This is a genomic window from Neolewinella maritima (assembly GCF_923081025.1).
GTDB lineage: Bacteria > Bacteroidota > Bacteroidia > Chitinophagales > Saprospiraceae > Neolewinella > Neolewinella maritima.
In genome coordinates this window covers 377,470-397,991 of the sequence record NZ_CAKLPZ010000004.1, presented here as the reverse complement: position 1 = coordinate 397,991, position 20,522 = coordinate 377,470, and the positions used below count along the sequence as shown (strand labels likewise).

Below are 20,522 nucleotides of genomic sequence, written 5' to 3'. Positions count from 1 at the left end.
TTTAATCGGGAGGAGGGTCGCAGCAGATGACTGCGTTGATAGGTTGTAGGTGGAAGTGCGGTAACGTATGGAGCCGAGCAATACTAATCGCCCGACAGCTTCCTTTATTTTTTCTTTGGAATGAGTTAGTAGTGTAGTCGTTAGATCGACGAACTGAGACTTATGAGTATTGAAAAGTAGACGGCAGCGCGCTTGTTGAAGTATGTATATAATTTTAAGTAATCGGTCTTAGCGTGTGCTAGCCGGATGTACTGACAGGCAGAAGTAAAAAGGCCTGAAGCTCTCTTATCGAACTTGTTGATCGTTTTGCCAAAGAAACGCGTCCGGCTCCTGCAAGGGAGTGGATACAAAGACTTTGGTGGCTATTGCGGGCAGGATCACCTCTTACCATTCCGAACAGAGAAGTTAAGCTGCCCAGCGCCGATGGTACTTGGACTTGATCCCGGGAGAGTAGGTCGCCGCCAATTTTATGAATGCCTCATCGCTCCTGCAGCGGTGGGGCATTCTCCGTTTGGGGAGGGCGGGGGGGAAGGACTTACCACGGAGGGACACGGATGAGCTACGCTGCTGCCTCCGCCGGTTTAGGCACGGACTATGTACACCACCTAATCTGTGACGTAATCCGTGCCCAAAATCCGCGCAATCCGTGTTTAACCCACAAAACCACCAGCAAAACCCAAGCAAACCATAAACCGTTAGAAAGCTAGCATCCGTCGAATACCCGTCACCGGAATCACCGCAGATGCCGTATTTTTAAGCAAAATAACGTCCCATGCTTCTGCTCACCGCTCTTGCATTATCCCTCTGGTTCTGGCGCCGGAACCTGCGTGATGCTTCCCTCTGGATGGTCCTGACGTACGCTGGAGTAGCTCTGATCGCCTGGACGGACTATACCGCAGTGTCTACCGCCGCCAGCGCCTTTCCGAAGATCCTCAAGGACTTCATCATGCTGGGCATGGTCGGCTTCGTGCAGTCCATGGCTGTCAAGAAGCAGATCTCGGTCTGGATGGCGGTGGTCCTCATCTTCGGGATGTTTGCCGCCGTGCACTACCTGGATGAGCTGATCAACACAGAGGACGGACAATCCGTGCATAGTCCTCAACTCATCTCTGCCACGGATGACAGCTATTTAGTAGAGCTGGGGGAGGGGATGTCTGACAGCGAACTGCTCGCCTTCGCCGCGCAGCACGACCTAACCGCAGCCCGCGCCTTTTTCCCGGATGCAGCCTCCGAGACGTACCTCGACAACTACTACGTAATCGACAATCCAGCCGGTGCACTCAATCTTGAAAACCAGCTGACCGGTCTGGCCACCGTAGTCTACACCGAGCCCAACGAAACCATCACGGTAGAACCCTTTATCGAAGCAGGATCCGTAAGAAGTCCCACCAGTGGTACTGCATCCCTCAGTATCAATGATCCATTTACCAGCGAGCAGTGGGTTATGGAAGTGCTCAAAATGGATGACTATTACCGCCTGCTGCAGCAACAAAGCGCACAAAAGAAAGCCAAGGTGGTGATCTTGGATACCGGAGTAGACGGGTCGCATGAAGACCTGGACGACAACTACTTTTCCATTGAATCTCAGTACGACAACGACCCCCACGGACACGGCACTCACTGTGCCGGTATCGCCGCCGGAGTAACTAACAACGGCCTGGGTATCGGCAGCCTGGCTGGTACCAACGACGAGAGCCCATTCGTAGAGGTCAGCTCCATTAAAGTCCTCAATGCCGGTGGCATGGGCACTCAGAAGACCATCATCGCAGGCATCATTGAGGCAACGGATGAAGGGGCCGACGTGATCTCCCTCAGCCTGGGCGGACGGAGTAACGCCAGTAGCCAGCGCGCCTACAGTGCCGCGGTGGAGTATGCCCACCGCAACGGAGCCATCGTAGTAGCGGCCGCCGGAAACTCCAACCGCGATGCCAATGATTTTGCTCCCGCCAATGCCAAGGGTATCATCACCGTAGCGGCGATCGATCAGCTGCTGCTACGTGCGCCATTCAGCAACCGTACGGACAATATCAAGATGGCGATAGCCGCCCCCGGCGTAGGTATCTACAGCACCGTACCGGGCAACGGCTACAAAAGCTACAGCGGTACGAGCATGGCCTGCCCCTTCGTAGCCGGACTACTCGGCGTCATGAAATCCGTCGATCCCGAACTGGACTACCAGCGGGCCTACCGTATCCTGAACGCTACCGGACAGGAGTCTTCCGAGACCCGGATCACTGGACGCATCGTACAGCCCGCCGCTGCGCTGGCCGCCGTACTGCGCTAGAGCGTATTTTGCCCGTATGGATTTAGGACTAAAAGGAAACACCTACGCCGTAGGTGGGGCTAGTGGCGGACTCGGTCGTGCCATCGCCGAATGCCTCATCGGAGAAGGAGCTACCGTGATCGGCATTGCCAGGAGCCGGGACACGCTCGCGGACATGGCGACAACCCATGGCGATCTATTTATTTCCCACCCAGCCGATCTCACCGACGGTACGGCGGTACGAAAGCTCGGAGACGAGCTCATCGAGCGAAGCGTAGCGGGCTGCGTCTTCAACTCCGGTGGGCCGCCGACCGGCACCATCGCCGCGCTCGAAATGACGGATTGGGATGCGGCCTATGCGAGTACGCTGCGTTGGAAGATCCAACTGACTAAGGCACTGCTACCAATGCTGCGCGAGCAACGGGCCGGTAGCCTATTGTACGTCGAAAGCGTATCCATCAAGCAACCCATCGACAATCTGGTACTGAGCAATGCCTTCCGGGCGGCCGTTGCCGGATTTGTCAAGACGCTTACCCGGGAGGAAGGCGCTGCGGGCATTCGAGCTAATATCCTCGCACCGGGCTACCATGCTACGGACCGCATCACTACGGTGCTGGCGAAGGCCGCTGAACTACAGGGGATCCCGGAAGAGCAAGTGAAGCGTGAATTTCTGGCGCAAGTACCGCTGGGTACCCTGGGGCAGCCCGAGGATCTTGCTAAAATGGCTGCTTTCCTGCTGTCACCGACTGCCCAGTACATCACCGGACAGACCATCAGCGTAGACGGCGGAATGACGCGCTTCCTTACTGGCTGACCCGGTCCGGACGACCCATCCGACGGTCAACCCACCGCATGAAGGGTTTTACGCTCAGCCCGTGCAGAAAAATAGACACCAGAACAGTGAAATTGACGATCGACCAGATGGTATCGATGTTATCAAAGATCTCACTGTTGTGTGCGTAGGCCAGGTAATATAGCGATCCGACCCCACGGATACCGAAGTAGCTGATCGCCACCTTTTCTACCCACGGTAGTTTGGAGGGTAGAAAACTGATCAGTCCGGCAATTGGACGGATCAGCACGATCAGGGCCACACCGACCATCGCGCCATTGAGCGTCAGGTCGTACAGGCCGCCCGTAGCGATGATACCCCCGAAAGCGATCAGGAAGATACCCAGCACGGCCTGCTCGACCTGTTCGGCGGCTTCGTAGGTTTCGATCTGGTCCTCCTTAGCCTCTTCATCGGGGGCTTCGCCCGCACGGCGGCTCACTACCGCAGCGACAAAGACCGCCAGAAAGCCATAGCCTTCGACTACCTCGGTGAGCCCGTACGTCAGTAAGGTAGCAGCCAGTATAAAGAAACCGGACTCGATCTCGGTGTCCCGCACCTCCGCCATCTTACGTTTGAACTCGTAAAAGACATAGGCTAGCAAGCGTCCGATCAGGTACCCCATCAGCGTACCCATCGCTATGCGGTAGCCGAAGTCCCACCACGCCCAGGTCAGCAGGGTGCTGCCCACGTCCGTAGCACCCGCGAGTGCGATAGCCAGGTATACAAAGGGGAAGGCCAGGCCGTCATTGAGCCCCGCCTCCAGCGTAAGACCGAAGCGCACATCGTCCTCCGGTAGATCTTCGTTGGGCGGTCCTACCTGTACGTTAGCGGCCAGTACGGGGTCCGTAGGCGCTAGTACCGCGCCGAGCAGGATGGCACTGGCCGGGGCCAGCCCAATCCACCACCAGCCCAGGAAGGCCACCGCGGCGATGGTGAGTGGCATGGCGATAGCGAGCATAAACAGCCCGGAGCTCCAGTTCTTCAACGAGGGGTCACGGTCCAGCTTCAGCCCGGTGGCCGCTAGACTTACGATCACGATAAACTCCGTGATGTATTCCATCACTTGCCGATCCAGCCGCGCATCTTCCGGATTCATCAGTGGCAGCTCGAGTGGAAGACTGAAGATACCGTATCCAAAGGCTACGTAAATGATCGGCAGACTCACCAATTTATCGCGGATCAGTCCGGGGATGATGAAGGTGCCCAGTAGGGCGATGCCGGCTAATAGTAGCAGAAGAATGTGCGTGCTCAACGGTGATCGAGGGGTTTGTGTACCAACCCTAACCCCAAAGCTGCGGTTCGGTTATCGCCTCATCCGCCCGCTCTGTTTACCTTGGCCCCGCACCTGCGAACCCGCCCCTATGGAATGCCAACGCCACCTTTTTCCGCTGCGCGACGACGAAGCGTACCTCAACGGCGCCAGTCGTTCCCCCCAATTACGTACCGGTGCGGCAGCCGCCCGCCAGGCCCTGCAGTGGCGCGAAGACCATAGCGGCATGCCCATCGAGGGCTTTTTTGCGCCCGTCGAGCAGCTCAAGGCCTCGTTCGCCCAACTGATCAATAGCCCGGAGCCCGGTCGGGTAGCGCTCATCCCGGCGGCGAGCTACGGCATTGCTACGGTGGCCAAGAACCTGCCCCTATCGCGGGGCGAGCACATCCTGGTCGTACAGGATCAGTTTCCCAGCAACTACTATGCCTGGCACCGTCTGTGCGCGGACGCCGGTGCGGAGCTGATCACGGTGGCCCGCCCCACGGGTAGCACATCCGACTCCTGGTCAGACCGGGTGCTCGCTGCAATAGGCCCAGAGACCGCAGCCGTAGCCATTGCCCACGTGCACTGGGCGGACGGTACGGTCTTCGATCTCGAGGCCATCCGCCGCCGTACGGACGAGGTGGGAGCCTGGCTGGTTATTGACGGTACGCAGTCGATCGGCGCGCTGCCCTTCGACGTAGCACGCATCCGGCCGGATGCGCTAATTGCCGGAGGCTATAAATGGCTACTCGGACCCTACGGGACGGGCTACGCTTGGTACGGCCCGCGTATGGACGATGGCGTACCGCTGGAAGAGAACTGGATCAACCGCGCCGACAGTCACGACTTTGGCCGACTAGCCAACTACCGTCATGCGTACCGTCCACTAGCCGCCCGCTACTCGGTGGGGGAGCACAGCAACTTCATCAGCATCCCTATGCAGCAGGCCGCGCTGGATCAACTGAATAGCTGGACGCCACAGGGGGTGCAGGCGTATACCGCACGACTCTGGGAACCCGTCGTAGCGGAGCTTGCAGCTCTCGGTATTCATCTACCGGACCGTCGGGCACATCATTTAGTGGGCGTCCGACTTCCCGCCCGGATAGCTATGGGTCGCCTGCAACACGCCTGTGAAGCGCGGCGCATTTCGCTTAGCTACCGCGGGGATGCCGTGCGGATCAGTCCCAACGTGTATAATCGACCAGCTGAACTGGAGCAGGTGGTGGAGGTGCTACGCGACTGCTACCAATAAAAAGGCCCCTCCGCCTAGGTGGCGGAGGGGCGAAACTTAAAGTCGATCATGCAAAAAATCTTAGTCTAGCCGGAGACTAGTGGTATAGCTTGGGACGTCTGCCGAGGAAACGGTCACGTAGTACTCACCTGCCGGAAGGTTTTCCAGGCTGTAGGCGCGCTGTACCGTGGTACTTTCGGGTAGCTGGTCGGTGATGACCTGCTGGCCCTGGGCGTCGGCGAGCAGGATTCGGGTGCTGCTACCGGTGGTGTTCAGGTAATTGATGGTGAGGAGCTTGTCCGTAAGGTTCACCCGGGGGTAAAAGGTGCGGGTGGCCAGGGCGGGGTCGGCGTCGATGCCGGTCCGGTTGATGGTAAAGGGTTGTACGGTCTTACCCTGTGCGTCCGTCACTTCTACAAAGTAGTTGCCATTGGGGAGGGCATCGAGTTTAAAGCGGCCGTTCAGGTAGTCACCCGGACTGAGTTTGGTAGTGTGCAGGACCAGGCCGTCGCGGTCCTTAAGCTGCACCTTCGTGTCGAGGGATACCGCTACGGTAGTGCGTAGGGTGAGGGTATGGGAGGTAGGGTCCGTCTGTAGGACCAGATCGATGGGATTGACCGAAGCCGACACGGAGGTGAGGGCAAAGACAAGCAGAAAACTGATGAATAGCGTTTTCATGGTGTAACATTTAGGGTTATCAATAGGGTACATTGTGTAATGTGGTGCTCCATGTAAATTGGGGCACCGCCCATGATCAACTCCTTGCACTGCAAAGGTCTGGCGAAAATTCGCCGGCGTACACGCATATCTTGGCGTGCGTGACGCACATATTGATACCCCCCGGATAAGTGCGGGCTATTCGGGTTGAAGGGGAGCAAACCACCCGAACGCTACGCTATAACTATCGTAGCGTACAGCACGTTTTACCAACAGAATCGCCCCCCTATGGACCCGATCACTCAGCCGGTACGCGAGCAGGTGACGCCAGCTCCCGGCACGTCGTTCCTCGTCAAGCACTATCCGCAGCCTCAGCTACGCACCAATAAACTCCCGAAGTGGCACTACCACCCGGAGCTGGAATTGGTGTACGTGCGTGGCGGTCACGGGCGGCGCCACGTAGGGAGCCACATCAGCCACTACCGCGACGGTGCCCTCATTTTGCTGGGGTCAAACCTGCCCCACCTGGGCTTCACCGACCGGCTGACGCACAACGAGAAGGAGACCGTTGTGCAGTTTGCGCCGAGTTTTCCCAACTCAGAATTTCTCGAACTTCCTGAAATGCGCCAGGTCAGGGAACTGATGCACCGTGCGCGTAATGGGCTGAGCTTCTATGGGGCCACCCGCACCGTACAGGGCAGTCGACTGGAGCGCCTCATCGAACTGCCCCCCCTGGGCCGTCTGCTGCTACTGATCGACATCCTGAGCAAACTGGCCGAGAGCGAGGACTGCGAGGACCTCAACGCGGAGGGCTTTCACCTACAGGTGGAAACGCATGGCTACGAGCGCTTCAATGAGATACAAACCTTTATCGGGCAAAACTTCGATCGGGACGTACCCCTGGATGAGATCGCCGGTGTGGCTGCAATGACGGTACCCGCCTTCTGCCGCTACTTCAAAAAGACTACGGGCAAGACCTTTGTCACGTATTTGAACGACTTTCGCATCGTCTACGCCTGTAAGTTGCTGGCCGATGACCATACCACGATCCAGAACGTAGCCTTCGATAGCGGCTTCAATTCGGTGAGTCAGTTCAACCGGGCCTTCAAGAAGCACACCGGTAAGACCGCCACTGAATACCGCAGCGCCTTCAAACTGAGCGTGACGGGGCGGGTGCCGGACTAACTACCGCCGGCACGTAAATACTAGCCCATGACCTTTGCCGACCTAAACCTATCTAACCCCCTGCTGAACGCCCTGGACGACCTGGGCCTGGAACAGCCTACCCCCATTCAGGAGCGCGCCTTTCCGGTCATCATGTCCGGCCGCGACGTGGTGGGTATCGCGCAGACGGGCACGGGTAAGACCCTGGCCTTCCTCCTGCCCCTGCTCCGGTTGTGGAAGTTCCGCAAGGATCCCTACCCTCAGGTGCTCATCGTCGTACCCACCCGCGAGCTCGTGGTGCAGGTCGTGGAGGAGATCGAGAAGCTCTCTACCTACATGAATGTGGTCGCCGTGGGCGTCTATGGCGGTGTAAACCTCAAGGTGCACGCCGCAGCCGTCGAGCAGGGCTGTGATTTCGTAGTGGGTACCCCGGGCCGGCTTTACGACCTGATCGTGATCGGTAGCCTCAAATTTAAGGGGCTGAAGCAACTGGTGATCGATGAGGTAGACGAGCTGTTGGAGCTAGGCTTCCTGCCCCAACTCACCAAGATATTTGACCTGCTACCCGACCGGCGGCAGAACCTCCTCTTCTCGGCCACCATGACGCAGGAGGTGGAAGCTATCATCAGCGATACCTTCAACTTCCCCCAGACCGTTGAGGCTGCCCCCACCGGTACCCCACTGGAGAATATCGAGCAGCGCAACTATCGCGTACCCAACTTCAATACGAAGGTCAATCTGCTGCGCTACTTGCTACAGGATAGCGAGACCTTCCACCGCGTGCTGGTCTTCGCCCCCGGTAAGCGCTTTGCCGACCTACTGGCCGAGCAACTGGAGGAAGACTTCCCCGACCAGCTCGGCGTCATCCACGGCAACAAGAGCCAGAACTACCGCTTCCGTAGCCTGGAGCGCTTCCAGTCGGGCGAGCACCGCGTACTGCTAGCTACCGATCTCGTGAGCCGGGGACTGGACCTCAGCGAGGTCTCCCACGTCATTAATTTTGATACCCCCGAGCTGCCCGAAAACTACATGCACCGCATCGGTCGGACCGGCCGGGCGGACCAGACGGGTGTCGCCATCACCTTCACCACCGAAGCCGAAGAGGAGTACCTCACCAGCATTGAGGCTCTGATGGATCAGCGAGTGCCCGTACTGCCGCTACCAGAAGAGGTAGCCGTATCCACCGAACTGATCCAGGAGGAGCTGCCACAGTCCCTACAGCCCATCGTAGAGGTGAAGATCCAGGTTTCCCCCGAGGGTGCCTTTCACGAGAAGAGTGAGAAGAACAGTAAGCGCCCCATGACCCGGCAGGAACTACAGGCGTACCGCAACCGCCTCAAGGGGGGACGCAAGCGCAAGAAGAATCGCACCGGAAAAAAGTAGGCTGGTACTCCAAAAGTAAAGGTCGAGTGGCCTCCGGTCCGAGCTTCCTACGTGCGATAGCCTTACGCGCTCGGACCAGAGGCCACTCGACCTATCTAAATCCCAAGATTTGTGGTCATTTAAAAACGCCTCGACCTAATCCAGCATACTCAGGTGTATAGTCACCCGTACCGACTTACTGATTGGGCAGTTGCTACCCCGCGCCGTCACCTGACTGGGCACCAGCACGTTAGCCTCCGGAAAATAGGTAGCGATACAACCCCGCGGGATTGAGTAGGGGACCAGCTGAAAGGTGCGCGCCCAGCGTTCCTGTCCGGCATATTCGCTCTTCAGGTCGACCACCGCACCGGCGTGCGCGCCCAGATCGGCCAGGTCGTCGGGGTGGATGAAGACGACGCGCCGCTCCTTGTGTACGCCGCGGTAGCGATCGTGTAGGCCGTAGATCGTAGTGTTGTACTGATCGTGGCTGCGTACCGTGGTCATCAAAAACTCTCCGGTTGCCAGGACGTGGGGCGACAGCGCCGTGGTGGAGAATTGCGCCTTGCCGTCCGAGGTATCAAAGCGGCGCTCCCGGGGGCCGTTGGGCAGGTAGAAGCCGCCCGGCTGCCGCACCCGCTCGTTGTAGTCGTCGAAGCCGGGGATGCAGGCGGCAATGGCGTCGCGGATCAGGTCGTAGTCCTGCCGGTAGGACTGCCAGGGCACCCGGCTATCGGGCAGGGTGGCGCGGGCCAGTTCGCAGACGATGGCGCACTCGCTCATCAGGTCCATATCCTCCACTTCCAGTACGCCCTTACTGAGCTGGACGACGCCCATGCTGTTCTCACAGCTGACGAACTGCTCGCCGGTCTGCTGCAGGTCCTTCTCCGTGCGGCCGAAGCAGGGCAGGATCAGGGCTTCCGTGCCGTGCACCAGGTGGGAGCGGTTGAGCTTGGTGGACACGTGGACGGTCAGGTCGCAGTTGCGCAGGCCCTCGGCGGTCAGTTCGGTGTCCGGGGTGGCGCTGATGAAGTTGCCGCCCATGCCCATGAAGAACTTCACCTTACCGTCGGCCATAGCGTGGATCGCTTTGACTACGTCGTAGCCATCCTCGGTGGGTGGGTCGAAGTGGTAGTGAGTGCGCAGGGCGTCGGCCAGTTCGGGTTTGAGCTTATCCCAGACGCCCATGGTGCGGTCGCCCTGCACGTTGCTGTGGCCGCGCACGGGGCAGATACCGGCGCCGGGCTTGCCGATGCTGCCCTTGACTAGCAATAGGTTGACCAGTTCCTTGATCGTATCCACGCTGTTCTCGTGCTGCGTCAGTCCCATCGCGTAGCACACGATGATGCGGGATGCGCCGTGGATCATTCCGGCAGACTCGTAGACGGCCTCGGCGCTCAGTCCGGTATTATTGATGCAATCCGCCAGATCAGTAGCCGCCAGTTGGGCCGCCATAGCGGGGTAGCCAGAGGTATAGCTGTCGATGAACGACCGATCGAACACCGTACCCGGCGCCTGCTGCTCCTTGTCGTACAGGATCTTAAGCCAAGCGCGCAGTAACGACTGATCCTCGTTGATCTTTACCTGCAGGAACAGGTCGCTGAGTTCGGTCCCTCCCGTGACCATTTTGAGGGGCCGCTGGGGATTCACAAAGTCCATCAGCCCTACCTCCGGCAGCGGATTTACGCTGATCATATGACCGCCGTTCTCCTTCATCTTCTCCAGGGCGGTGAGCATCCGCGGGTGGTTGGTCCCCGGGTTTTGGCCCAAACAGATGATGAGATCGGCTTCGTGGATGTCTTCCAGCGTCACGCTGCCCTTGCCTAGTCCCAGCACTTCGGCCAGGGCCAGGCTCGTGCTTTCGTGGCACATATTGGAGCAGTCGGGCAGGTTGTTGGTCCCGTACTGCCGCACGAAGAGCTGGTACAGAAAGGCGGCCTCGTTGCTGGTGCGGCCGGAGGTATAGAACACGGCCTCGTCGGGCTCCATATCCTTCAAGTGCCGACTCATTAGATCAAAAGCCTTCTCCCAACTGATCGGTGTATAGTGCTGGGCGCCGGGGCGCAGGTGCATGGGCATGGTGATGCGCCCGCTTTTGCCCAGTTCGTAGTCGGTCCAGTCACCGAGTGCTTCTACACTATGCTCGGCGAAGAAAGCGGGGCCGATGCGGCGCTTGGTGGCTTCTTCCGCTATCGCCTTTACACCGTTCTCGCAGTACTCGGCCATGGGGGTACGCGCGCCGTCGGGATCGGGCCAGGCACAACCGGGGCAGTCGAATCCACCCTTCTGGTTCAGCTTGGCGAGGGTTTCCAGCCCTTCGCCTACGTGCATGTGTTCGGTGACGTGCTTCAAGGAGTAGCGTAGGGCGGGCAGACCGGCGGCGCGGCTACTGGGCGCTTTGATCTCCAGATCGGTGAGGCGGGGTGGGGTTAGTTCGGCGGGCATGGCGTAGCTGTGAGTTGTAGGGACTAAACACGGATTACACGGATTTGGGGCACGGATTACTGCGGATTGTGGTCGGTAATACGGTGTGGGTGGCTGTAGCAGTTAAAGCCTGAGGCACGTAGGAAGCCACAGAGCGTGATGCCCTGGTCTTCGGCCAGCTCTACGGCTAGGCTGGAGGGGGCACCTACGCTAGCTACGCAGGCAATACCCGCCATGGCGGCTTTCTGGATCAACTCGAAGCTGGCTCTTCCGCTTAGCAGGAGGATGTGTCGGTCCAGGGGGAGTAGGTCGTGCCGGTAGTAGTGGCCGATGAGTTTGTCCAGGGCATTGTGGCGGCCTACGTCTTCAGCGTAGTGGAGTAGGCTACCGGACGGATCAAACAAGCCGGCAGCGTGGATGCCGCCGGTGGTAGCGAAGAGCTGTTGGGCTTTCTTGAGTAAGGGGGGTAGGGTAGGGAGCAGTGAGGGGGTGATCGTCCACACGGTCGGAGCCTCCGCAAAGGGGATCGCCTGGAAGACCATCTCCAGGGAGGTCTTACCGCATACGCCGCAGCTGCTCGAGGTGTAGGAGTGGCGCTCGATCCGTTTGAGTTCGAGGGGCACGGCGGGTGGCCACGGCACCTTTACGGTATTCCCCCGCACCCGCGCGCGGCCGCCCGCCACGGTGTGTCCGGCTGGAAGGAGACCCTCAGTGAACAGGAAGCCGATGGCGAGGTCCACATCCCGCCCAGGTGTACGCATGGTGATGGATACCGGGTGGGTGCGACCCTGGTGGAGTACCTGCAGTTCCAGCGGCACTTCCTCGGCTACTACATCGGTCACTTCGGTAGACGTGGAAACACTAAATTTAGTGACTTGCGTTGTTTTACTACCGGGATGGGACTGCTGCATGTGTGGGTGAGTATCTTTGCCCCAATTTAGTGCCTATGTCAACCGACAATTTACAACAAGCTCTTGCCAACGCCGCCGCGCAGGCCCGTGAACAGCACCCCGAACTCACCGTGGGGGATGTGGAAGCGGCGTATGCGGCCTACCACAGGCACTTCGAACTGCACCAGGACGAGCCACCCGTCTCTGACCGCCCGGCCGTAGACGAGCTGTTGCTGGCCCTGTGGGATGTGATCGTAGATCGGGAAGAGCAGGGCATGGATGATCCGGCTGATGTACTGGATGCGTACTACGCCGCCGCCTTTTCCGCATTGCTAAGTGCAAACGACAATGAGGATAGCGGACACCCGGTAGTAGCCATGAGTCCACCGGTCGAAGTGGCACCCCAGGAGCCCGCCCCGCCGCTGGAGGAGGACGATGAAGCGGTAGCGGACATCGTAGCGCCCGATGACCCCCGCGGACACATCTACACCGTACGGGTAAGTCTGGATGGCAGCGACCCGGAGATTTGGCGTCGCATCCTCATCCCCAGTACCGTGCCGCAGACCGAGCTGCATTACATCATTCAGGCCGCGATGGGCTGGCGGGGTACGGAGCAGTACCAGTTCCTGCCCCCGCAGGAGCGCGATCTACCCACCAGTGGGGAGCCACTACTAAAGGATCTACTGCCTACCATCGGCGACGACTGTGGCTATGAATTCGACCGCGGAGCCACCTGGTACCACCACCTTCTGCTGGAGGATATAGGGGAAGCTGAAGGCCGCCGGCACTACCCCGTCTGCACCGCCGGCCAGCGCGCCTGCCCGCCGGAGGACGTCGGCAGCCTACGCGAGTACGAAGAGATGATCGCCAAGATGCAGGACCCCACCAACGATGAATACCGCGAGATGGCCGGCTGGCTTACCCAGGACTTTAATCCCGCTGCCTTCAATATCGAGCAGGCCAATCTACGGCTCGGCCGCCACGGGCAGGTGGGTTTTCAGGCGGTGGTGTAGCCCCCACTGGTCTACGGTCGGTCGAAGTGCTTATCTTCATCCCCGACCAACGACTACTGAATGCGCTTTTTTACTACCCTCGTACTACTGCTGTGCGGTCTGGCCCTGACCGCCCAGGAGATCGACTCCGCCCTGTATTCCTCCCTGCAGTTTCGCAGTATCGGCCCCTACCGCGGTGGCCGCTCAGCGGCGGTGACCGGCGTACCCAATAAGCCCAACTTATACTACTTCGGCGGGGCCGGTGGCGGCGTCTGGCAAACCAAGGACGGCGGCCAGACCTACACCAACATTTCCGACGGCTACTTCGGCGGCAGCATTGGCGCGGTGACCGTAGCGGAGTCAGACCCCAACGTGATCTACGTAGGCGGCGGCGAGCAGACCGTGCGCGGCAACGTCAGCTACGGCTACGGCATGTGGAAGACCATCGACGGCGGCAAGACCTGGCAGCAGATCGGTCTGCCCGACAGCCGTCACATCTCGCGCATCCGCGTTCACCCCCGCAATCCTAATCTGGTCTACGCGGCCGTCATGGGTGACCTCTTCAAGGACACCGAAGAACGCGGCGTCTACCGCAGCACCGACGGCGGCGACACCTGGGAGCGCATCCTCTTTGCGGGCGCGGCCGCCGGTGCGGTGGACCTGAGTATGGATCCCTCCAACCCCCGCGTACTATTCGCCAGCACTTGGCGCATCCGCCGTACCCCCTACAGCCTCGAAAGTGGCGGCGAGGGCAGTGGACTCTGGAAAACGACCGACGGCGGCGACAACTGGACGGAGATCACCGAAAACAAGGGCTTGCCTAAGGGTATCTGGGGCGCAAACGGCGTGGCGGTAAGTCCCGTCGACGCCAACCGCGTATACGCCATCATCGAAAATGAGAAGGAAGGCGGAGTCTACGTCAGCGATGATGCCGGCGAGACCTGGAGCGCCCGCAGCGACGACCGCGCCCTGCGGCAGCGCGCCTGGTACTATTCCCGGATCTACGCCGATCCGCAGGACATCGATGGCGTGTACGTGATGAACGTGCAGTACCACCACAGTACGGACGGCGGCCGCACCTTCGAGGCCAGCAACGCCCCCCACGGCGATCACCACGATCTGTGGATCGCTCCGGAAAACAACGAGCGGATGATCATCGCCGACGACGGCGGCGCACAAGTCACCTTCGACCAGGGCGAAAACTGGAGCACCTACGAAAATCAGCCCACCGCTCAGTTCTACCGGGTAGTCACGGACAATAGCTTCCCCTACCGCATCTATGGTGCCCAGCAGGATAATTCTACCGTACGCATCGCCCACCGTACGGACGGCCGCACCATTGGTACTTCAGACTGGGAAGAAACCGCCGGTGGAGAGTCGGCCCACATCGCTCCCGACCCCAACAACCCGGATATCGTCTACGGCGGTAGCTACGGTGGCTTCCTTACCCGCTACGATCACAGCAACAATCAGGTTCGTGCCATCAATGTTTGGCCCGACAACCCCATGGGCTACGGCGCCGAGGGGATGAAGTACCGCTTCCAGTGGAACTTCCCGATCTTCTTCAGTCCCAACGATCCGGAAGTACTCTACACCACCTCCCAGCACGTGCACCGCAGCACCGATGAGGGGGAAAGCTGGGAGATCATCAGTCCCGACCTCACCCGCAACGAAGCCGATAAGCTGAAGAGTAGCGGCGGACCCATCACCCAGGATAATACCGGCGTAGAATATTACGCCACTATCTTTACCGCCACCGAGAGTAACAAAGAGCCCGGCCTACTCTGGACCGGTAGCGACGACGGCCTGCTACACGTGACCCGCGACGGCGGCGAGAACTGGACCGATGTCACCCCCACCGATGCACCGAAATACATCATGTGGAACAGCCTGGATATCGACCAGCGTGGAAATGGCGGTGTATACGCCGCTGGTACCGCCTATAAGCTCGGCGACTACACGCCCTACCTGTACCATACCACCGATTATGGTCAAACCTGGCGACGCATCGACGGGGGCATCGACCGCAATCACTTCACCCGCGTCGTACGGCAGTATCCCGGCAATCCCGAGGTACTCTTCGCCGGTACCGAAAGCGGTCTGTATATGAGTATGGACGACGGGGTGTCCTGGCGGATGTTCCGGCAGAATATGCCCATCGTGCCGGTTACCGATCTGGCCATCAAAGACGACGATCTCATCGTGGCTACCCAGGGTCGCAGCTTTTGGGTCATGGATGACCTCACGCTGCTGCAACAGTTGGGTACCGTAGCGGAGCAGGCAGACTTCCACCTCTTCAAGCCCGCCGATGCCTGGCGGATGGGCGGTAGCAGCCGGACCAGCCGGACCGAAGGACAGAACCACCCCGGGGGCGTCAACTTCCACTTGTACCTCAGTGAGGATACCGCCAAGGATACCCTGCCCATGCAGTTGACCATTCTGCAGGGCAGCGATACCATCCGTAGCTGGACCTCCACCACAGACGAGAAGGAAGACAGGCTCGAGCTGAAGGCCGGAGGTCAGACCGTAAACTGGGATCTATCGTACCCCGACGGTGTGAAGGTGCCGGGCATGATCCTCTGGTGGGCCGGAGCGGGCGGCCCCATGGCCCTGCCGGGAGCGTACACGGTAGCCTTCAAAGTTGGAGAGCGAGAGCAGACCCAGCCCTTCACCATCAAGGCCGACCCCCGGGTGCAGGCCTCGGAGGAGGACCGTACGGCGCAGTTCGAATTTATGAAGGAGATCCAGGATAAGACCAGTGAGGCCCACCAGGTCATCCTGGACCTGCGCAAGGTGCGTGATCAGATCAAGGACTTCCAGGAGCGTACGGACGATGAAGAACTGACTAGCTACGGCAGGCAGGTCATCGACAGCCTGACCGCTATCGAAGAGACACTCTACCAGACCAAGAATCGCAGCGGACAGGACCCCCTTAACTACCCGATCCGCCTCACCAATAAGCTAGCCCACCTGAATAGTCTGACCGGTATCGGTACCTACCGGCCCACCGCCGCCGCCTACGCGGTGAAGGAGGAGCTCACCCAGGCCATCGACGCCGAGCTGGACAAGTACCGCCGCATCGTAGCCGAACGGGTACCGGAGTATAACCGTATGATCCTGGACCGTGGCGTGGACGTGATCGCCGCGCCATCGAGTAGTAAGGCGTCGAGAAAGTAGGGTTCTGGCGGGGTAGGAAGGCCCGGGTGCAACTCCGGGCCTCCTCCCTGCCAGCTACCGCTTCACGAAGGGAAGCAGTAGGGGCGCCTCCGTCGCCTCTCCGATCACCCGCAGGTAGTACGTGGCGGGTGGTAGATCAGCTACGTCCAGGTATCCTACTGTACCGGAGGCGTAAGCCTGCCGATTGACCACCCGTCCGTAGAGGTCCAGGACTTGCGCCTCGAACGCCGCCGGTGATCCGCCTATGTCGAAGGTCAGCCGGTCGGTAACGGGATTAGGATAGGCCCGTAGTTGGCGCACTCCGTTTGCAAACTGGTCCGCTTGTGGAATGGTAGTCTGCGCCGTGGTAGAACGGACGGAAGCGGACTGGCAATTGATGGCCGGTGTACCTAGTCCAGTCGGACTGCTGGCTTGCCGGCTGAGGTATAGCTTGTCCAGCTGCGCACCGGTCTCCCGCGCGGCTACGCGGATGGTGTGGCGACCGGGAGACAGCGAAAAGCGGGTCGACCGCCCGTCGTCATTGACCTCCCGCCAGGCAAAGGTTTCGGTCAGGAGTTGTGCTCCACCGACCTCCTGCCAGAACTTGATCCAGCTTCCGTTGTCCACCTTGACCCAGAAGGAGTTCTTACCGACGGCGCCGGGGCTCGGCGTGCGCAGGCGGAGAAACATACTGTAGGTACCACTCTCGGTAAGGTCGACCGTGAAGCTGAGTTGCTCGCTCGCTACATTCTGAGTAGGAGCAGGCAGGTTGCTGCTGCCGGGGAATACCATGTACGTAGTTCCGGATGCTCCGGAATCACTACCCTTGCGCCAGCTACTACCACCTTCGGCACACTCCGCCTCAGCCGATAACTCAGCCACGGTTGGGCTGGAATCACCACCGGCCCGGCTGATCACCTCCAGGGCCGATACCTTAGGCTGGTCGGTGCCCCCCACGGCCGCGGAGGCATCGAAGAAGAGATTGACGGCACCGTCCGTAATGGTCACCGGGTACTCCTTGACTACGATGGATTCAGGGCCTACCTCCGCATAGATGTCGTAATTATCGAGAATCAACTTACCCTCCAGGCGTACATCGAATATGCGGCTGCCGGGTCCACCCGCACCGCCATTGGTGGCGCCGAAGTAAATCTCCGCAAAGTGCAGCCGCACGGTGTAATCACCATCCGGTACGTCAATTTGGTAACTGTACTGGAACGGGCTGTTCGCGCTGCGTTCGGTTCGGTAGAGGGGGGGTACGGTAGCGGATGAGTTAGTATACGTTTTGCCGCCCGTAAACGAGCCGTCCGCGGCGAAGGTCTCTCCTCCGTAGGAGACCGTCGGACCGCCCGCATTGATCCGCACAGCCATATTGGGTTCGGGTTCGGGTTCGGGTTCGGGCTCTGGCTCCGGCTTCGGCGCGGGCGGTGGTAGCGAGGCTGCACAGTTTGACGCAGCGTCACCCAGTCCGCTGGGCTGTCGATCGGTGCTGGTGAGGAAAAGTTTATCGAGCAGCGTGCCGTCCTCCCGAAGGGCGAACTCGATAGTTGCCTCGCCCGCGGGCAGACGGAACGGACTGTCGACCACTTCGCGCCAGGCAAATCCGCCGGACGTACTCAGGCCCTGCCACCACTTCAGCCACTCCCCGCCATTGATACGTATCCAGAAGGAGTCATCCGCGCCGGAAGGTGCCGCCACCCGGGCAAAGAGCCGGTAGGTAGCAGTACGAGATAGCGTCAAGCGGTAGGATACCCGGTTAGCCGGTACATCGGCCGGTGGGGCACTCATGGAGTTATTTCCTGGTATTGCTTCTACGTAAGCGGACTCGGAGGCACCGTCGTTCGTTGAAACGTTCCAATTGCTTCCTACCACACCGCATTCCGCCTCCAGCCAGTACGCCGTAGCGTCCGACTCCGGACCGCCGGAGGTAGTGACGACCAGGCTGACGGATACCGCAGACGAGGTATAGCCCGCCGAGCTGGCCCGTAACGTATGCGTATACGTGCCTGCGGCAAGCCCCTCCGGGTCCAGGGTCAGATTAATCTCAGCGAAGGACTCCCGGGCTAGTCCGACCGGACGGTCGATCTGTAGCCACGATGGTATGTCGTCGGTCTCGATCACATACGGCACACTGGTTTCAGCGTCCAGATTAGATAGCAGTACGCTGGCCGACTCAGGCTGCGGGCTCGCGGATTCCACCCGGATGGTCGTTCGGTTGAAGGAGAGTGCCTTAGTGGTAGAAGGCTCATATTTCTTCACCCGGCTGTTGGCGCGGGGATTCTGAACGTTCGGTGAGCCTCCATTGAGTACGACCAGATTACCCTGGTAGACCCTTGCCGTAGGAGCCAACAGGGGCTCGGGTAGCTGCATATCGGACCGTACGGTCCACTTGTTACTGGCGGGCTCGTACTCCCATACGTCCCTGCCGCCACTCTCTGCACCCCCTACGGAGACCACCTTGCCGTTGTAGGCAAAGGTGCTCGGCTCGGCGTGCGATTGCTTGCTCGGTAGGTCAGCTAGCCGCGACCAACGGTCGGTAACCGGATCGTAGCGGTGTACGTAGCTGAGATCGGCAGCCCCTCCGCAACCGTCGTGGCCGTTCTGTCCGCCCACCGCGTAGAACGTACCATCGAGTACCACCGCAGCATAGTGGTTTCTGGCTAATGGCATGGGGGAGGTAGCCGTGAGGTCCTGCCAACCCGCAGCGGGCTCGTCCAGATCAAACATCAGGTGGTCATCCACGTCACACTGCGCATTTTCGTCGAAGCCGCCTATGTAGTGCAGGGTATTGCCTAGTCGACCCAGACCGCCACCTCCACGGGCCACCGGTAGGCTTGGTCCCTTGCGCCAGCTATTGTCCGAGATATCGTAGAGCCATACGGCATTCGTCACTTTGCCGGGATGGTCGCCTACGCGTCCGCCGACGATCCACACCACGTCATCTACCACAGCGATCCCGTTGTGGGTCACCGCAGTCAGTTTGCCGTTCACCGTAGGCATGGGCGCCAAACGCGTGTAAGTATTGGTAGCCGGATTGTAGCGCTCCACCCGGTCGTAGATATCGATGTTGCCGTTGAAGCCATTGAAGATGTAATAGGCGCCCTGGTACGTGATGGAGGTAGCCTCGGAACGAACTACGGGCCCCTTTCCCAGCTCCGTCCATTCTTTATAGCCCGTGCCCCCGGCTCCGGGAAAGCTCAGACGCTCCATGAAGACCTCACTAGGTTTGATCTCAGTGCCTCCCCTGGTCTTAGAGCCGGCTGCCAGGTAGATCGCATCCCGATACACTACGGCCTGGGTGGCGTGGCGTTGCAGGACCAGGTCGCCGGCCCGCCGCCAGGTACCGTTGCTGGTGTTCAGTACTTCCGTGTGCGGCAGGGCCAGATTATTGGGCGGATTATCGGCTATCTCTCCGCCGATCACGAACAGCTCGTCATTGATCACGGCGGTAGCCGCTCCCGCCCTGGCCGTAGGTAGCGCTGGGGGTAGCTCGCTACCGGTTAGCCACTGCTCGGTCGTCAGGTCGAAGACATCCACCGCCTGCTCCGTATCGGAAAACGCACCTGCGGCCGCGCCCACTTTCGACCGCCGTCCGCCGGCCACATACAGCTTATCACCGATCACCTCGGCCATAAAGTGGTCGCGGGCGTGGGGGGCATCGGGCAGCACCGTCCAGCGTCCGGTCGCCGGGTCGTATTTGTCCGTCCAGCGTACGTTGGCCGGTGTCTTGCCGTCCTCCAAAAAGGCACTGTGGCCGTTCCGGTTGCCGGACACGATGTAGAACACGTCGTTATACAGTACGATACCACTGGAGCCCCGCCGCCGGTTGACGGGGATGGTAGCGCCCGTGATCAGCTTATCCTGCTGGGGGTCGTAGATGAGTACGTTGGTCAGCGGATCCTCATCGGGGTAGCCACCGGTGAGTGCGCCGAGCAGGTAGATCTTCCCCCGGTAGGCCCGTGCCTGAAAGTGGTGGATGTTGGTGAGTGAAGTATTCGTGTTTGCCCACTGCTTAGTGGCCGGGTCGTATACCTGGATCCTGCGGGTGCCGCGACCACCCAGTAGGTAAAATCGTTCACCCACTTGGACGAAAGCGGATTCGTGGCGTGCCTCAGGAGTCGCGCCCGATGTGTTGACGCCAGTCCAGGAGCCGGTCTGCGCAGGTAGCGGATCGCTGATCAGAAGGGTAAGGAAAACGAGACTGCAAAGCAGCGTGGACAGGGCATAGCGATGCCGGGTAGTGTGTGTTATCATAGTGTCGATAGAATAGCCTCGGGCAGCACAATACTGTCCCAAATACAT

The 20,522-nt window shown here is 59.9% G+C and carries 12 protein-coding genes and 2 rRNA genes; 9 read left to right on the top strand and 5 right to left on the bottom strand.

The window, feature by feature from the left end; all coding sequences use genetic code 11:
* From MJQ68_RS15845 to MJQ68_RS15830, 4 genes are all read left to right on the top strand, one after another.
* A 23S ribosomal RNA gene (locus MJQ68_RS15845) occupies nucleotides 1-108 on the top strand; the annotation flags it as partial.
* A 246-nt stretch (nucleotides 109-354) separates the two neighbouring features.
* Nucleotides 355-467 (top strand): 5S ribosomal RNA (gene rrf / locus MJQ68_RS15840).
* Nucleotides 468-772: 305 nt separating this feature from the next.
* Nucleotides 773-2,284 (top strand): S8 family peptidase, encoded by a 1,512-nt coding sequence (locus MJQ68_RS15835; protein ID WP_238752129.1) that lies wholly within the window; start codon nucleotides 773-775, stop codon nucleotides 2,282-2,284.
* Nucleotides 2,285-2,300: 16 nt separating this feature from the next.
* Entirely contained in the window at nucleotides 2,301-3,077 is a 777-nt protein-coding gene (locus tag MJQ68_RS15830; RefSeq protein WP_238752128.1) for an SDR family oxidoreductase, read from the top strand.
* Here the strand turns inward: MJQ68_RS15830 and MJQ68_RS15825 are convergent.
* Nucleotides 3,067-4,347 (bottom strand): cation:proton antiporter, encoded by a 1,281-nt coding sequence (locus MJQ68_RS15825; RefSeq protein WP_238752127.1) that lies wholly within the window; start codon nucleotides 4,345-4,347, stop codon nucleotides 3,067-3,069. The two genes, MJQ68_RS15830 and MJQ68_RS15825, sit on opposite strands and share 11 nt — an antisense overlap.
* A 109-nt stretch (nucleotides 4,348-4,456) precedes the next feature.
* Here MJQ68_RS15825 and MJQ68_RS15820 point away from each other — a divergent pair, with 109 nt between their 5' ends.
* The gene (locus MJQ68_RS15820; RefSeq protein ID WP_238752125.1) at nucleotides 4,457-5,599 is read left to right on the top strand and encodes an aminotransferase class V-fold PLP-dependent enzyme; all 1,143 of its coding nucleotides are present in this window, start codon (nucleotides 4,457-4,459) and stop codon (nucleotides 5,597-5,599) included.
* A gap of 60 nt (nucleotides 5,600-5,659) precedes the next feature.
* On the opposite strand, the gene MJQ68_RS15815 is transcribed toward MJQ68_RS15820, so the two are convergent.
* Entirely contained in the window at nucleotides 5,660-6,256 is a 597-nt protein-coding gene (locus MJQ68_RS15815) for a T9SS type A sorting domain-containing protein (protein WP_238752124.1), read from the bottom strand.
* A 267-nt stretch (nucleotides 6,257-6,523) separates the two neighbouring features.
* Between MJQ68_RS15815 and MJQ68_RS15810 the strand changes: the two genes are divergently transcribed.
* The gene (locus MJQ68_RS15810) at nucleotides 6,524-7,420 is read left to right on the top strand and encodes a helix-turn-helix domain-containing protein (protein ID WP_238752123.1); all 897 of its coding nucleotides are present in this window, start codon (nucleotides 6,524-6,526) and stop codon (nucleotides 7,418-7,420) included.
* 27 nt (nucleotides 7,421-7,447) lie between these two features.
* The gene (locus MJQ68_RS15805; protein WP_238752122.1) at nucleotides 7,448-8,782 is read left to right on the top strand and encodes a DEAD/DEAH box helicase; all 1,335 of its coding nucleotides are present in this window, start codon (nucleotides 7,448-7,450) and stop codon (nucleotides 8,780-8,782) included.
* Nucleotides 8,783-8,917: 135 nt separating this feature from the next.
* Here the strand turns inward: MJQ68_RS15805 and MJQ68_RS15800 are convergent, their stop codons facing one another.
* Both MJQ68_RS15800 and fdhD read right to left on the bottom strand, forming a co-directional pair.
* The gene (locus tag MJQ68_RS15800; protein ID WP_238752121.1) at nucleotides 8,918-11,203 is read right to left on the bottom strand and encodes an FdhF/YdeP family oxidoreductase; all 2,286 of its coding nucleotides are present in this window, start codon (nucleotides 11,201-11,203) and stop codon (nucleotides 8,918-8,920) included.
* A gap of 56 nt (nucleotides 11,204-11,259) precedes the next feature.
* On the bottom strand, nucleotides 11,260-12,093 hold the full coding sequence (gene fdhD, locus MJQ68_RS15795; protein ID WP_238752119.1) for a formate dehydrogenase accessory sulfurtransferase FdhD: 834 nt from the start codon (nucleotides 12,091-12,093) through the stop codon (nucleotides 11,260-11,262).
* A gap of 35 nt (nucleotides 12,094-12,128) precedes the next feature.
* Between fdhD and MJQ68_RS15790 the strand changes: the two genes are divergently transcribed.
* Both MJQ68_RS15790 and MJQ68_RS15785 read left to right on the top strand, forming a co-directional pair.
* Nucleotides 12,129-13,085: a plasmid pRiA4b ORF-3 family protein gene (locus MJQ68_RS15790; protein ID WP_238752118.1), complete on the top strand. Its 957-nt coding sequence runs from the start codon at nucleotides 12,129-12,131 to the stop codon at nucleotides 13,083-13,085.
* Between the two features lie 60 nt (nucleotides 13,086-13,145).
* Nucleotides 13,146-16,241, top strand: a complete 3,096-nt coding sequence (locus tag MJQ68_RS15785; protein WP_238752116.1) for a WD40/YVTN/BNR-like repeat-containing protein — start codon at nucleotides 13,146-13,148, stop codon at nucleotides 16,239-16,241.
* Nucleotides 16,242-16,295: 54 nt separating this feature from the next.
* Here the strand turns inward: MJQ68_RS15785 and MJQ68_RS15780 are convergent, their stop codons facing one another.
* Nucleotides 16,296-20,474, bottom strand: a complete 4,179-nt coding sequence (locus MJQ68_RS15780) for a Kelch repeat-containing protein (RefSeq protein ID WP_238752115.1) — start codon at nucleotides 20,472-20,474, stop codon at nucleotides 16,296-16,298.
* Nucleotides 20,475-20,522: the final 48 nt, after the last annotated feature.